This window comes from Halalkalicoccus paucihalophilus (assembly GCF_001593955.1).
GTDB lineage: Archaea > Halobacteriota > Halobacteria > Halobacteriales > Halalkalicoccaceae > Halalkalicoccus > Halalkalicoccus paucihalophilus.
Genome location: NZ_LTAZ01000004.1, coordinates 496,093 through 509,774 on the forward strand (window position 1 = coordinate 496,093; position 13,682 = coordinate 509,774).

General features: G+C 65.4%; 13 protein-coding genes. 6 read left to right on the forward strand and 7 right to left on the reverse strand.

The features are described 5' to 3' along the window. Positions 1 to 29 precede the first annotated feature (29 nt). Complete coding sequence (gcvH, locus tag HAPAU_RS07725; RefSeq protein ID WP_066381289.1) at positions 30 to 401, reverse strand: glycine cleavage system protein GcvH; 372 nt, start codon at positions 399 to 401, stop codon at positions 30 to 32. Further along, positions 401 to 1,483, reverse strand: coding sequence for a glycine cleavage system aminomethyltransferase GcvT (gcvT, locus tag HAPAU_RS07730; RefSeq protein ID WP_066381290.1), 1,083 nt, complete (start codon positions 1,481 to 1,483; stop codon positions 401 to 403). Before gcvT ends, gcvH begins: the two co-directional genes overlap by 1 nt. Before the next feature lie 101 nt (positions 1,484 to 1,584). On the opposite strand from gcvT, the gene HAPAU_RS07735 reads away from it, so the two are divergent. The 3 genes from HAPAU_RS07735 (at position 1,585) to fer (ending at position 3,469) form a co-directional block, all read left to right on the forward strand. Continuing rightward, entirely contained in the window at positions 1,585 to 2,061 is a 477-nt protein-coding gene (locus HAPAU_RS07735; protein ID WP_066381294.1) for an NYN domain-containing protein, read from the forward strand. Between the two features lie 30 nt (positions 2,062 to 2,091). Further along, positions 2,092 to 2,931, forward strand: coding sequence for a TatD family hydrolase (locus HAPAU_RS07740; protein ID WP_066381296.1), 840 nt, complete (start codon positions 2,092 to 2,094; stop codon positions 2,929 to 2,931). A gap of 76 nt (positions 2,932 to 3,007) precedes the next feature. Then, positions 3,008 to 3,469 carry a ferredoxin Fer gene (gene fer, locus HAPAU_RS07745; RefSeq protein ID WP_066381961.1) on the forward strand — a complete coding sequence of 154 codons (462 nt, stop codon included), beginning with the start codon at positions 3,008 to 3,010 and terminating at the stop codon, positions 3,467 to 3,469. Between the two features lie 8 nt (positions 3,470 to 3,477). Here the strand turns inward: fer and HAPAU_RS07750 are convergent, their stop codons facing one another. Genes HAPAU_RS07750 through HAPAU_RS07760 form a run of 3 tightly spaced genes read right to left on the reverse strand, consistent with a single transcriptional unit; the run spans position 3,478 to position 6,918 of the window. Continuing rightward, positions 3,478 to 4,218: a HEAT repeat domain-containing protein gene (locus HAPAU_RS07750; RefSeq protein WP_066381298.1), complete on the reverse strand. Its 741-nt coding sequence runs from the start codon at positions 4,216 to 4,218 to the stop codon at positions 3,478 to 3,480. Positions 4,219 to 4,264: 46 nt separating this feature from the next. Further along, positions 4,265 to 5,983 carry a pyrroloquinoline quinone-dependent dehydrogenase gene (locus HAPAU_RS07755; RefSeq protein ID WP_066381300.1) on the reverse strand — a complete coding sequence of 573 codons (1,719 nt, stop codon included), beginning with the start codon at positions 5,981 to 5,983 and terminating at the stop codon, positions 4,265 to 4,267. Continuing rightward, on the reverse strand, positions 5,974 to 6,918 hold the full coding sequence (locus HAPAU_RS07760) for a hypothetical protein (protein WP_066381963.1): 945 nt from the start codon (positions 6,916 to 6,918) through the stop codon (positions 5,974 to 5,976). The genes HAPAU_RS07755 and HAPAU_RS07760 overlap by 10 nt, the downstream gene beginning before the upstream one ends. 159 nt (positions 6,919 to 7,077) lie before the next feature. Here HAPAU_RS07760 and HAPAU_RS07765 point away from each other — a divergent pair, with 159 nt between their 5' ends. Continuing rightward, complete coding sequence (locus tag HAPAU_RS07765; protein ID WP_066381302.1) at positions 7,078 to 7,665, forward strand: DUF2150 family protein; 588 nt, start codon at positions 7,078 to 7,080, stop codon at positions 7,663 to 7,665. A 134-nt stretch (positions 7,666 to 7,799) separates the two neighbouring features. Continuing rightward, the gene (hmgB, locus tag HAPAU_RS07770; RefSeq protein WP_066381304.1) at positions 7,800 to 9,149 is read left to right on the forward strand and encodes a hydroxymethylglutaryl-CoA synthase; all 1,350 of its coding nucleotides are present in this window, start codon (positions 7,800 to 7,802) and stop codon (positions 9,147 to 9,149) included. A gap of 4 nt (positions 9,150 to 9,153) precedes the next feature. Here hmgB and HAPAU_RS07775 read toward each other — a convergent pair whose 3' ends face one another. Beyond that, the gene (locus HAPAU_RS07775) at positions 9,154 to 11,829 is read right to left on the reverse strand and encodes a M14 family zinc carboxypeptidase (protein ID WP_084383681.1); all 2,676 of its coding nucleotides are present in this window, start codon (positions 11,827 to 11,829) and stop codon (positions 9,154 to 9,156) included. Between the two features lie 203 nt (positions 11,830 to 12,032). Here HAPAU_RS07775 and HAPAU_RS07780 point away from each other — a divergent pair, with 203 nt between their 5' ends. Further along, positions 12,033 to 12,887, forward strand: coding sequence for an AAC(3) family N-acetyltransferase (locus HAPAU_RS07780; protein WP_245634053.1), 855 nt, complete (start codon positions 12,033 to 12,035; stop codon positions 12,885 to 12,887). Here the strand turns inward: HAPAU_RS07780 and HAPAU_RS07785 are convergent. Further along, positions 12,880 to 13,593, reverse strand: coding sequence for a helix-turn-helix domain-containing protein (locus HAPAU_RS07785; RefSeq protein ID WP_066381308.1), 714 nt, complete (start codon positions 13,591 to 13,593; stop codon positions 12,880 to 12,882). The genes HAPAU_RS07780 and HAPAU_RS07785 overlap by 8 nt on opposite strands. Positions 13,594 to 13,682 lie beyond the last annotated feature (89 nt).

The window sequence follows — 13,682 nt, forward strand, 5'->3', positions numbered from 1 at the left end:
GGTACGAGTACATGAACGGCGGGGTTTCGCTACTCGATCTGATCCGCGTACTCGTCGGCCGAAAGCAGTCCGTCGAGGTCGCTGTCGATATCGAGTTCGAGCATCCAGCCCTCGCCGAAGGGGTCGTCGTTGACGAGTTCCGGCCGGTCGAACAGCGCCTCGTTGACCGCGGTCACGGTGCCGCTCGCGGGCGAATACAGGTCCGAGACGGCCTTGATCGATTCGACGACGCCGAACTCGGTCTCCTGTTCGAGTTCCTCGCCCTCGTCGGGGAGTTCGACGAAGACCACGTCGCCGAGTTCGTCCTGTGCGAACTCGCTGATTCCTATCCTACCAGTATCGGGATCGATCCACTCGTGCGATTCGAGGTAGTACAGGTCGTCGGGTATCTCGAAGCTCATTACCTATCACCGAGGAAGCCGGGGGCTTCAATCCTTGCCCTTTTGTCCGACCCGCGGATCCGCACCGCGACCTCGCGCCCCTCTTCGGCGTATTCGGTGGGAACGTAGCCCAACCCGATGGGCTCGCCCAGCGTAGGACTCATCGTCCCGCTCGTGACCTCGCCGATCGCCTCCCCCTCGACCCGGATCTCGTAGCCGTGACGCGGGATTCCCCGCTCTTCGAGGCGAACCCCGACGAACAGTTCGTCGGGTCCGTCCTCGTTCACGCGTGCGAGCGCGTCCCGGCCCACGAACTCGGTGTCGAGATCGACGGTGAAGCCGATCCGGGCCTCGTAGGGATTTCTGGGGCTTTCCTCGGGGTGGAAGTCCTGTCCCGACAGGAGGAACCCGGCCTCGATCCGGAGGGTGTCCCGGGCGCCCAGCCCGCAGGGCTGGCAGTCGAACTCGTTCCAGACCTCTTCGGCAGAATCCCACGGAACGAGCGCTTCGTAGCCGTCCTCGCCCGTATACCCCGTTCGAGCGAGCAGACAGTCCGCACCCGCGATCTCGGCCTCGGTGATCGAGAACCGCCCGAGACCCCGCAGGTCCTCGCCCGCCGCGTCGGCGACGAAGTCCTCGGCGTCGGGCCCCTGGACCGCGAACATCGCCCAGTCCTCCGTACGGTTCTCCACCTCGCAGTTGAGGTCCCATTCCTCGCGGTGATCGACCCAGCGCTCCTCCATCTGCCCGTCGTGGCCCGCGTTCGGGATGAACAGGAACTCCTCCTCTGCGAGCCGGTAGATCACAGTGTCGTCGAGGATGACACCCTCCTCGTTCGTGATCGTCGAGTACTGGGCCCGTCCTACCGAGAGAGACTCGACATCGTTGGTGGTCAGGCCCTGAAGCAGGGCAGCGGCGTCCGGTCCCGAAACGGAGATCTCGCCCATATGCGAGACGTCGAAGATCCCGGCCGACTCGCGGACGGCCTCGTGTTCCGCTCGAATGGAATCGAACTCGACGGGCATCGCCCACCCGCCGAAGGGGGTAAACGTCGCGCCCCGCTCCTCGTGAATGGCGTACAGCGGCGGTTTTCGATCCGACATACCTCACACCTCACACGCGAGGGGCTAAGGGTTTCCCTTCGGCCCCGTCCCGCCGTCGGAACTTCGATACGGTTTTGGGTGGCCTCCACAGTGGAACACGCATGATCGGGGGTTTCCGGAGGGTCGTGAGACGGCTCCGAAGCGGGCGCTCGGAGGGGCGGCGGGTCGGACTGCTCGTCGACGGACCGAACGTCCTCAGAGACGAGTTCGACGTCGATCTAGACGACGTGCGGGCCGTCGGCGACGACGCCGGGACCCTCGTCGCGACGCGGCTCTACCTCGACGAACACGCCACGCCCGGGCTGATTCAGGCCGCCGAAGCCCGTGGCTACGAGGTGATCATCACCAGCGGCGATGTCGACGTGAAACTCGCGATCGACGCCACCGAACTGGTCTACACCGACGCGATCGACACCCTGATGGTCGTCTCGCGGGACACCGACTTCAAGCCCGTCCTCGAAAAAGCGGCCAAGCGGGGTATTCACACCGTCGCGGTCGCGCCCGGCACCTACGGCCGCTCGGACGCACTGCGCAACGCCGCACAGGAGGCCATCCTGCTCGACGGCGACGTAACGTAGCCCTTTCGAGTGCGCGCGAGAAGCACCAGTATGGAGCCGATCCTCGACAACCACCTGCATCTCGATCCCGACCACGGCCGGGGGATCGAGGCCGTCAAGGACTTCTCCCGGTCGGGCGGCACCCACTTGCTCGTCGTCAACAAACCCTCGTGGCACCTCGGGGATCTGCCCGACGCGGGCGCGGATTTCGAACACATCTTCGAGACGACGCTGGGGGCCGTCGCCGAGGCCACCGACGTCCTTTCGGGGAGGGCGTGGCCTGTTCTCGGAGTGCATCCGGGGCTGATTTCACAGCTCACCGACGCGGGCCACAGCCCCGCGGAGGCGGGCGGGATCATGCGTGCGGGGCTGGATCTGGCCGCGGAATACGTCGCCGACGGGGCGGCACTCGGCCTCAAATCGGGTCGTCCACACTACGAGGTGAGCGACGCCGTCTGGAAGGCCTCGAACGACGTGCTCAAACACGCCCTCGCGCTCGGGGCCGAGAACGACTGTGCGGTCCAACTCCACACGGAGGGCAGCGAGGACCTCACCGAGATCGCGGACTGGGCCGAGGAGCGCGGCTTGTCCGCCCATCGGGTCGTCAAACACTACGCGAACGGCCGCCTGAAGGGTCCGACCCCGAGCGTCATCTGTGATAAGGACGAACTCCGGCGCGCCGCAGAGGGGGACGAGCCGTTCATGATGGAGACGGACTTCATCGACGATCCCCAACGTCCAGGAGCGGTGATGGGGCCCAAAACTGTCCCCCGGCGGGTGAACTGGCTCCGCGAGGAGGGGTTCGAGGGGGCGATGCACAGTGCACACGTCGAGACGCCGGAGGACATCTACGGGATCGATACGGTCGGGACCCTCGCAGAGCGGTCGTGAGCCGGTCGTAAACCGGTCGCTCGTAACCCGAACGATCGATACAGATACATGGCCGTGGGTCGTGTTCACGCACTGGATGGATATCGAGCTGCCCGCGGTCAGGTCGAAGGCCGAAACGGTCGTCGACGAGGACCTCCCGCCGTCGACCGTCGAGTACCTGAACTACCGCGCGATCGAGCGCAACGACTGGAACATAGAGGACGAGGACCTCTTCGAGAAGGCCGCGGACGCCGGCCTCGACGAGCGCGACTACGGCGTGATGGAGGTCGAACGCGACGAGTCGCTCCTTCGGGCCGCAGACCAGGCGGGCCTCAAGTGGCCGTTTCAGTGCCGGTCGGCGACCTGTTCGATGTGTGTCGGCGTCCTGAAGGACGGCGAGGCCGAGATGGACATGAACCTGTTTCTCGAAGACGAGGAGGTCGAGGAACGGAACATGCGCCTGACCTGCGTCTGTGCCCCCGTCAGTGACGACCTCCAGATCGTGTTCAACGCGATTCACATGCCTTACGCCCGCGATATCGCCCGGAACAGGGGTTAACTCGAGTACTACCGGCGGGTATCGATCGCCCGCAGGGTGCGGGCGGCTCGCTCGAGGGTGTCGTCGGCGTGCCACGTCTGGGCCGTCTGGCGGGTCCGGAGCGTCTCGACCCGATCGCGGACGTCGGCGACTGACGAGAGCGCGGCGGGATCGCTCCTCGCGATCAGCGCGAGCAGTGCGGCACCACACCGTCTGACCTGCCGAGAGTCGTCCGCAAGCGCGTCCTCAGCCGCGTTAACGGTCGCCGGAAACGCCGTCGGCACCCGGATCGGCACGGTCGCGAAGACGGTGAGGACCGCCAGCCTGATCCGCGGCGTCGCCGTCCGGAGCAGGTCGGCGATCGCCCCATCGGCCACCGCGACCGCCTCGGGCGCGCGCTCCCCGGTCCGCGAGAGCGCCCGGAGGATCGCCATCTGGACCGCGGGTGCGTCGGTCCGCTCGAGGAGGGCGACCAGTTCCGGGACCGCCTCCGTGACGGTCTCCGGGGACGGGTTCGCGAGCCCGGCGAGCCCGAGTGCACCCGAGAGCCGGAGCGAGCCGTTGTCCGCCGACAGGAGGTCGACGAGCGTTCCCCGATGTGTTTCGAGCAGCGCGGGGCGTTCCTCCGCGACCGAACGGAACGTCCTGCCGGCGTCCGCGCTGGCGTGGGGGTCCGCGGACGCCAGCCGCTCGTGGATCTCGTCGATCCGATCCTCGAACCCCTCGGGCTCGTTCCGGACGGCGGCTTCGAGCGAGACCCGGTCGGTCATCGGCGGGTGGACTCGCTCGGATCGACCGAACCGGGAGCCGAGCGGTTCACGCCGAAAGCGAGAACACGGCGAGTTGATCCCCCCGTGGCCCGCGCCCGACGAAGCCGCTGCCGCCGACTTGGATCGCGACGTACTGCTTTTCGGTGCCCGGATCGTACCAGCTGACGGGGTCGCCCGAGACGGCCTTGTCGCCGAGGTCGTACTCCCAGAGGCGCTCGCCGTTTGCGGCGTCGTAGGCGATCATGTCGCCGTTCTGCGTCCCGGCGAAGAGGAGTCCGGAAGCGGTCGACATCGTCCCGCCCCAGAGGTACCGATCGCTGTCAATCCAGTCGCGCCACTCGACTTTGCCCGTCGCGGGATCGACCGCCACGATCGCGCTGATGTGGCCGTTGTAGTCGTCGGGAACCACCTCCTCGTCGGGTTCGACCTCGACGATCCCGCCCCAGAACTTCTCGCCGGGCCTGTACTCCTCGTTTCGCCAGTAGATCTCGTGGGGTGTGTTGAGCGTCTTGTGATAGGCGAGCCCCGTCTCGCGGCAGTAGGTCGGTGGCTGCCAGTCGTTCCCGCCCAGAAGGCCCGGCATCATCACGTAGTCGCGCTCCTCTTCGACGTGCGGGACCATCGTCATCATGTTGATCTGTTGGGTCATCGGCTGGCCGCGCACGAGGAGCTTGCCGGTTTCGGGCTCCATCGTGTAGGTCCACGACGTTTTGCCGCCGTTGTAGACGACATCCCCCGAATAATCGAGGTGGTCGATATCCAGATCGCGGATGATCATCCGCTGGCTGGCCGAGTCGTAGTCCCAGATGTCGTGGGCCGACTCCTGGTGGGCCCACTGGACCTCGCCGCTGTGGGGATCGACACACAGCGTCGAACAGGTGTTCTTGTTCGGCCCCGGACGAACGGTGCCGTTGAAGTCCGGGCTCGGATTGCCGACGTTGTAGTACAGCAGTTCGCGTTCGGGGTCGAACGTCGCGGTCATCCAGTTGGTGCCGCCCGATTGCTCGATGCTGTCGCCGACGTACTCCTCCTCGGGGCAGTTGTTGATCCGCCAGAGCTCCTCGCCGGTCTCGGCGTTGTACGCACAGTGGAACCCGCGGACACCGAACTCGCCGCCGGCACTGCCCGTAAAGAGCATTCCCTTCCAGACGATCGGGGCCCACGTCGCCGAGTACCCCTCCGCGTGGTCGGCGGTGCTCGCGTACCACTCCTCCTCGCCGGTGTAGCGGTTCAGCGCTTGGACACCCGAGTCCAGCGTCGTCATGTAGATCTTGTCCTTCCAGACGGCGACGCCGCGGTTGTTGTCGTCACAACAGAGCACCGCGTCCTCGGGCGCGGGGAACGTATAGCTCCAGAGGACGTCCCCCTCCCGCGGGTCGATTGCCTTCACGTGGCTCGGTCCGTTGGTCTGGTACATCACGGGGGGATCGCCGGGGACGATTACGGGCGAGCCCTCCATGCTGGAGTTGGCCCCGATCTCCATCGTGTACTCGAGTTCGAGTTCTCCTACATTGTCCTTCGTGATGGTATCACAGGGTGTGTAGCGATGCGCCTCGTAGTTCTTACTGAACATCAACCAGCTCTCTTCGTCCTCACCCGACTCGTCGAGCATCTCCTGAGTGACGTCGTATCTAGGGATCCGGTCGGTGTCGGTCTGATGGAGAACGGCCTCGTCGGGTGCGTTGAACACCTGATAGCCCAATTCCGTTTCCTCGACGATCGTGTCGCTTGCGGCCTTGATTGCTTTGTCGTCCTCTATTGCCATGGTAGTTCCTCCTCCCGCCCGCTCGCCTCGCTCGGTTTGCGTTTCTCCTCGGTGATCCAGAAGGCGTCCTGCATGAGTTCCTCCTGATTGACGATCGTTACCGCCGTCCCCGCAGTCAGCGCCGCCGTCAGTTGGGCGTCGGTGAGCGAACCGTCCGCGCCCGCCGCGATGTCGTGAGCGGCCAGCGCCATCAGATAGAGCCCGCCCAGCATCGCTTTCGTGTCCCAGCGGACGTCGTCGAGAATGGCGTCCGTTATCAGGATCTCCTTGCGCCAGAGGTGCTCATCGAGCGCCTGAACCCACAACAACGCCCCGCCCATCGCGCGCTGCTGGAGCGGCGGGACGTATTCGACCTCGAACTCCACGCCCTCGGGGATCTCCCGCGTCGGGGTCCACCGCGAGAGGCGCGTGTCGTTGTTCGCGACGTTCATCATCAGCACCATCCGCTCGCGCTCGTCGAACCCACACTCCTCGAGCGTCGTCGAAAGCGGTTCGGCCCGAACCAGTTCGCGGGCCGTCCCCGCGATGTGCTCGGGCGTAAACGCCGGCAGGTTCGCCTCGACACTCTCGAAGAAACCGACGTCTTCGAGGTGGTGATACACCCGCCACGCCGGTTCGACGAGACCCCGATACAGCGCTTCGGGACCCGTCTTCCCGCCCGGGATACCCGCCTCGCGTACCTCGGGGACCCGTCCGACCTGCGCCACTATCTCCGGGAGCGCTGCGGCCAGCAGGTCGGCGTCGAGCCGCCCCGAGAGGTCGTTTCTGATCGCCTCGCCCATCGAGACGAACGAGTCGTCGGGGTCGGCGTCGATCTCTTCGCGGAGCCGATCGACCGTCAGCCGCTCGCCGGTCGTCGGCCCGCCCACACCGAGGGTACTCGCCAGCTCCCGCTGGCGCTCGGCCGTCGGTTGTGGGACGTTACTCTGTACCATTGCGTCAGTCACGTAGGAGAACACCGGCATAAGGGTATGGATTCCTGCATATTTTATAATCGGGTTTAGTGGCCGGTCGGACGGGAGGCGGTCGGAAGCGAGGCGACCGTTCGCGCCGAGTAGAGAAAGGGCTTTGAACGCGGGTCGACACCGTCCGGTATGAGCACCCCGCCAGAAGCGTTCTACTCTGAGGAACGGTGGCAGAACTGGATCGACCGGCTGAAAGACGAGGAGATCGATCCCGAGGACGAGGACTCGGCGCGCCTCCTCCTGAACCTGCAGGACGACGCCGCCATCGCCATCGCGAAGATCATCGGTGCCTACGAGGAGGGCGACCTCGATGAGGAGGAGGCCATCGAGGAACTCGCCGACGTGCGCGAGATCGTCCTCTCGGACGTCGAGGTCGAAAACGAGGAGACCGCGTTCCTGATTGACGGCGTCCAGACGAGCCTTGTCTGCGTGTTCGCTGCCGCCGAGGAGTACATGATGCGGGGTGCGAGCGAGGAGGCCAGCATCGAGGAGTACGTCCGCGCCGCGGCCGACGCCGAGGCCGAAGAGGACTTCGATGCGGCGCTCGGCTACTGCGCGCAGGCCGGCACTCGGATCGTCGACGGCGAGGACCTCGACGTGAGCATCGGCGAGGAGATCGAGTACGGCTTCGTCGCCGAATGGGTCAACGGCCTCGACAGCCTCCAGAGCGCGATCCGCGACCCCGAGGTCATCGAGGAGGAAGACGAGGAGGACTGAGTTCCCGTTTCTACCCCCTATTCGAGACACGCGTATCGTCTCCGCTCGTCACGCGACCGCGTTCGGCCCGGATTTCGTCGATCGTCGAATCGATAGTCGACAGACCCATATAATCCGCACGATAGTTACGACACATGACAGACGTCGGTATCGACGCCATCGAGATCTGGACCGGGAAGCTGAAACTCGACCTGCCGAACACGTTCGCGCCGGCGAAGGGCGAGGATCCCGAGAAATACACCAAGGGCCTCGGTCTGAACGCGAGTTCGTTTCCCGACACCTACGAGGACATCGTCACGATGGGCGCGAACGCCGCCCACCGGTTGATGGAACACGAGGGGCTTACCCCCGAGGACATCGGCCGGATCGACGTCGCCACCGAGAGCTCCTTCGACAACTCCAAACCCGTTTCTACCTACATCGCGGGCTGTCTCGAGAGGGTGTACGAGGGCAAATTCAGCCACGCCAACAAGGGCGAGCGCAAGTTCGCCTGCCTCGCCGGGACCCAATCGATCGACGACGCGTACAACTGGATCAAATCCGGACGCAACAGAGGCCGGTCGGCGCTCGTGATCGCGACCGACACCGCACTCTACGCGCGAAACGACCCCGGCGAAGCCACGCAGGGCGCTGGCGCGGTCGCGATGCTCATCTCCGAGGACCCCGACCTCGTCAGCCTCTCGACCGAGCAGGGCTACGGCAGCGCCGACGAGACGGACTTCCTCAAGCCCAACCAGCAGTTCCCGAGCGTGGACGGCAAGCGCTCGGTGCAGGTCTATCTCGCGCGGATGCGCGAGGCTCTGGAGGACTTCGAGGGCGTCGCCGGGCGCACCCACACCGACGACTTCGCGTACATCCCGTTTCACACCCCGTTCCCGGGGATGGTTCGGAAGGCCGCCCTGTTCGGCTACCGGCACATGATCCGCGACACCTCGATGGAGGACGATCTGGCCGGCGAGATCGGCCGCCAACCGAGGGAGGAGGCGTTCGATTCCGAGGGGGACTTCGAGGAGGCGCTCCGGGAGTACATGGACGGCCTGAAGCGGACCGACGCCTACCAGGAGTGGTACGCACGGGTCGTCGACCCAACGCTCACGATCTCACGGGAGGTCGGCAACTGGTACACGGGGTCGGTTCATCTCGCGCGTGCGAGCGCGCTCAAGACCGCCTTCGAGGAGGGACGTGAATTGGCCGGCGAGCGCCTGCTCGTGGGTTCGTACGGCAGCGGTGCACAGGCCGAGATCCACGCCGAGACCGTCCAGCCCGGGTGGGAGGAGAAGATCGCGGATCTCACGATCGACGAGGGGATCGAGCGCCGATACGACCTCGATTACGATGAGTACGAGCGGGTCCACGACGTCCACAACCACGACATCGAGAGCGACGGTGACGGCGAGATCGAGGAGTTCACCGCCCCCGAATCGGAGTTCGTCTTCGACGGCTGGGGCCGGATGGGCGAGCGCAAGTACCGCTTCGTCGAGTAGACCGTCAGAACAGGGGCTCGTTCTCGCCCCGGTCGATCTTGTAGCCGAGCGCGTTCGAGAGGATCGTGTGACCGAGCAGCGAGACGCTGTGATCGAGCAGGCCGAACGGGTGGAGGTGGGCCTGACTGCTCGGGGGAAGCAGGCTTCCGATCACGTGGACGTTTCCGATCGAACCGACGGCGACGTCCCCGCCGATAGTCGCGGCGATCGACCCGCCGACAGCCTCGAAGACCTCGGGGACGACCGTCGTAGTGGGTGCGTCCCCGGAGTTGGCGTAGCCCTTCGGCGCGAGGGTCCAGAGTTCGCGTTCGATCTCGCGTGTGTTCTCCAACAGGGCGTGGGAACCCGCCCTGTGTTCGTCGAGCGCGGCGAGCTCGTGTGTCGCGGTCGAAACGGCACGGGAGTCGATCGGAGCGACCGACGCGGCGTGCAGATCACAGAGCAGACTCACCCCCGAATCGGTGAGCACGAGGGTGCCCCCGGCCTCGATATACTCGTCGATCGCGTCGGTCGCTTCGATCGCGTCGTGGATCAGGACGACGTTGTCGTAGACGGGCCCGTCGTTCTCGACGAGCACCCCCGCTTCGACCTCCGCTGGCGAGACGAACTCGACACTTCCCTCCGTGAACTCGGCGTAGCTCTCGAAGTACGCGAGGGGCGTCGAGTCGTAGAGGCGCTGTTCGTAGCCCAGTACGTCCCGCGGGTCGGGCGCGCCGTCGCTCGTATCGGAGACGACCGCATCGACCAGTACGGCGACCTCGGTGCTCGCGGATCGGGGGTTCTCGACGGTGACGTGCCACCGACCGACGGCGGGGTCGGCGATCGTCCATCCGGCCTCGCGTTTCGATCCGCCGCCCGCGCCGTCGAACGACCGTCGTTCGGCCCCGTCGGGGTCCGAGAGCGTCGCGTGGATCGGTTCGGACCCGGTGGTCCGAACGTGGACCGAGATCTCGTCGGTCGGCGGCGAGACCGTGAGCGGGATCGTTCCGACCCCGTTCGCGTCGATCTCGGCGGTCGTGCGGGTCCTCTCCGATTCCGCTCCGACGAACGGGAGCGTGTCCGACGAGCGGGTCAGCGAGTCGGTCGTCACGACCGCCGTCGAGCGCTCGCCGGAGACCTCGGGGGCCGACAGATTGGGAGCCTCGCGGCTCATCGCCCGGAGCGTGCCGAGGTACGCGCCGGCCTGCACCGCCATGAGTTCGGGGAGGTACTCCGGTTTCATCGGGGAAATGGTGTTCGAAAACGCCATCTCGAGGGCGATCGACTTCGCGCCGAGGCCGCCGACCGCCTCGGACTGGGCGGCCCAATCCGTCAACGCGCCCGTCGTACTGTAACCGAGGGTGTCGTAGACGGTCCCGAAGTCGTACAGCGACTCGGGCACCATCGCCTCCGCATCGGGGAGGTCCCCGCCCTCCTCGCGGACGGGATCGTAGCGTTCGGGCCCGAGCGAGATCGCCTCGATGTTCTCCTCGAGCGACCCGATCTCCTCTTCGATCCCCGTGCCGATGGCGTGGTTGAGCCGGTCCATCTCCGCGAGCGCTCGGTGATCGAACTGTCCGTTCGCGACGAGCGAGACGACGAACTCCTCCGACCAGTTCATCCCGTGGAGGTCACAGAACAGTTCGACGTTCTCGTAACCGCGCATGTGGTGGGCGATCGCGAGCGAATCGGGGGTGTGTTCGGCGACCCGTTGGGGGACCCCCTCGTCGATCCCCGAGGAGTCGTCGATGAGGTCCGCGCCGTCGGGGTCGGCGGGGTAGTGGGCGGGGTCGATCCGGCCCGCCGTCGGGTACTGGCGGTTGGGGTCGACCCCGGTCGCGTTCACGCGCTCGAAGGCCTCGCCCTGGTCCGAGTACCGGGGCTCGCGGGCCACCCAGCCGTCGGGGTTCGCATACAGGAACACGAGGACGACCTCCTCGAGGAGCGCCTCGACGTCGGGCTCCTCGCCGGCGAGGACGCGCTCGATGAACCGGTTGCCCGCCTCGACGCCGACCCGCTCGTCGCCGTGGATCGAGAGGCTGTAGACGAGCTTTTCCTTCTCCTCGAAGGCCCCCCCGTCCCCGACGTCGGTCGTGAGTTCGGCGACCCAGAGGTCCTTCGGGTCGCTCTCGCCCTCGAACAGGTCGCGATGGCCGGGGCTCTCGCCGATTGAGACGAGGTTCAGCCGGTCGGGGTGTCGGTCAGCGAGCGACGAGAGGCCGGCTTCGGTCTCCTCGAACCCGATGTAGCCGACGGCCTCCGACGGATCGGGAAACACTCCCTCGGGGTACTCGCCGAGCTTCCAGAACGGGTTCGCCCCCGACGAGAACTCCAGTGTCGAGACGGCCTCGACATCGAGTACCGTCGAGACCGCCTCCTCGTCGAGTCGGCCGTAGGCCGCGGGTTCGGGCGTCCGTGTCTCGCGGTAGGTCCTGATCCCGTCGAGGTCTGCGAGCGCGCCGAGTCCCGACTCGTCGGTCACTCGGATCAGCGTCGGGATCTCGTAGTCCTCGCTGGTGTGGTTTCGAACGAACTCGTAGCGATCGCCGGTCTTCTCGGAGGTGTAATCGCTGTGGGCGCTGCCCGGAAACGCGAGCGCGCCGGCCGTCGCTGCCGACAACTGTACGAACCGTCGTCGGGAGATCGCAACGTCGGCGAACCGATCGCCTCCGGATTCGTCTCGGGCCGTCTCACTTCCCATCGGTATCGTGCCCCCTCATCATCGACTGTGAGAACGACTGAACCTTTATTGTATCTGAAAAAATCCTATATGTTCTAATAGCAATCAGGGCAGAGACGACCGGTTCCGGAACAGGTCCGATAGAACGTATTTATATTGTGATATACGATACATTGATTAGTTGGATTAGCAACACTACAAGGAGGGGGACCATGGAACTACCGATGACAACTCGGCGGGGAGACTCACGAATCGAGGCGGCGATTCAAGCCGCGACGGAGGGCTATCATCGCGGTCGAACGCTCCACAACCGGGCCACGATGGCCCTCCAGCGCAAGCGACGCGATTACGAGGTCGGCGCCGTCTCCGAGGCGACGTTTGATCGGATCCTCGATTCTTACCGGAGCGACGCCGTCTTCGTCCACGTCGGGCTACGCGACATCAGCCGGGCGTTCGATCACGACCCCTACGAGTTCCTGCTGGGGCGACTCGACGAGCGCTTCGAGTCGATCCTCAATCCGGGGTTTACGCCCGCGTTCCGGTCGATCGACGGGGGGATCTACCACAAGCAGTACTCGGTGCCGAAGTTCGGAGCGTTCTCGCGACTGTTCTTGAACGACTGTGAGTACCGAACGGACGACCCGACTAACTCGATTCTGGTCCGGGGACCCTATCGGTTCGACGACTGCCGACACGACGACACGTGGGCGCCCGGCGGCTGTTTCGAGAAGCTCGATCGGGAGAACGTCCAATATCTGAACGTCGGTACCGACTGGCTGCGTTCCTCGCACATTCACTACCTCGAGAGCCGGCTGAGCGTTCCCTACATCGAGACCGTCGAGTACGAGGGCGTGATCTACCGCGAGGACGGAACCTACGAGCCGATCACCCACCGCTCGCACGAGTACACGATGCGGATGACGTGGAACCGGGCGAAGATCCGCAAGGACCTCGAACGCGCGGGCGTCCTCGACAGCTACGATCTGAACGGGCTGCAGGTGTTCGCGTTTCGTGCACGCGACATCCGCAAGGTCCTCACCCCGAAGATCCTCGCGGATCCGTACTACCTCGTCACGTAGAAAGTTCCCGCAGTCGCTCCAGGGTCGTCTCGAGGTCCGTATCACAGACCGCAAGCGAGAAACCGTCGATCCGAGCGAGGTCCGGGGCGTGTTCCCAGAGATCCCTCTCCGAGAGCCCGTGAAGGACGACCGCGTTCGGCGTCGGGTTGACCACCCGCATCGCTACTAGTGGAGATTCCCCACGGGTGACGCCGGTAAACACCAGCGCACGGTTCGTACTCTGACCGTAGAGCCGATAGAACTCCTCGCTCGAGAGCCGGGTGATCGCCTCGATGCTGTCGATCACGGTGTGGCCGCTGATCCGATCCGAGGTGCCCTCGACGATCTCGGTGGCCCCGATCGCGTCGTAAAAGCGCTCCAAGGGGATCGTCGTGGGATACTCCCGGAGGTCCTGTACGATGTCGCTTTCGAACCCCGCGGAGATCACGCGGGCATACTGACGGATCCGGTCGCCGCCGCGTCGTTCGTCGATGTCCAACAGCGCGGTGACCATCCGCCGGACGACCGCGATTCCCGGGCTCTTCCGGCGACCGCTCTCGTAGTCGCTGATCACCGACGAGGAGATCGAGAGCTCCTCTGCGAGTTCGGTCTGAGAGACCGTGAAATCGGTCCGCCACTTCCGTAGGGTGGCTCCGGGATCCTCGCTGAGCGTGATCTCGCCGGCGACCTTCTCGGCGAGCTCTTCGCGTGGCGAACGCGAACTCATCGTTTCCCCCCGGATCGGCGTGTAGACGAGACGAACATCCCCTTCGACGATCGTCTATCACCTACTCATAGCTGTCGGTACTCCAGTGG

Bases quoted from the DNA above. Each gene is read 5' to 3' on its own strand.
- HAPAU_RS07775 (WP_084383681.1), bottom strand. From the start codon at position 11,829: ATGGGAAGTGAGACGGCCCGAGACGAATCCGGAGGCGATCGGTTCGCC.
- HAPAU_RS07765 (WP_066381302.1), top strand. From the start codon at position 7,078: ATGAGCACCCCGCCAGAAGCGTTCTACTCTGAGGAACGGTGGCAGAAC.
- hmgB (WP_066381304.1), top strand. From the start codon at position 7,800: ATGACAGACGTCGGTATCGACGCCATCGAGATCTGGACCGGGAAGCTG.
- gcvT (WP_066381290.1), bottom strand. From the start codon at position 1,483: ATGTCGGATCGAAAACCGCCGCTGTACGCCATTCACGAGGAGCGGGGC.
- HAPAU_RS07785 (WP_066381308.1), bottom strand. From the start codon at position 13,593: ATGAGTTCGCGTTCGCCACGCGAAGAGCTCGCCGAGAAGGTCGCCGGC.
- HAPAU_RS07755 (WP_066381300.1), bottom strand. From the start codon at position 5,983: ATGGCAATAGAGGACGACAAAGCAATCAAGGCCGCAAGCGACACGATC.
- HAPAU_RS07740 (WP_066381296.1), top strand. From the start codon at position 2,092: ATGGAGCCGATCCTCGACAACCACCTGCATCTCGATCCCGACCACGGC.
- HAPAU_RS07750 (WP_066381298.1), bottom strand. From the start codon at position 4,218: ATGACCGACCGGGTCTCGCTCGAAGCCGCCGTCCGGAACGAGCCCGAG.
- HAPAU_RS07735 (WP_066381294.1), top strand. From the start codon at position 1,585: ATGATCGGGGGTTTCCGGAGGGTCGTGAGACGGCTCCGAAGCGGGCGC.
- fer (WP_066381961.1), top strand. From the start codon at position 3,008: ATGGATATCGAGCTGCCCGCGGTCAGGTCGAAGGCCGAAACGGTCGTC.
- HAPAU_RS07780 (WP_245634053.1), top strand. From the start codon at position 12,033: ATGACAACTCGGCGGGGAGACTCACGAATCGAGGCGGCGATTCAAGCC.
- gcvH (WP_066381289.1), bottom strand. From the start codon at position 401: ATGAGCTTCGAGATACCCGACGACCTGTACTACCTCGAATCGCACGAG.
- HAPAU_RS07760 (WP_066381963.1), bottom strand. From the start codon at position 6,918: ATGGTACAGAGTAACGTCCCACAACCGACGGCCGAGCGCCAGCGGGAG.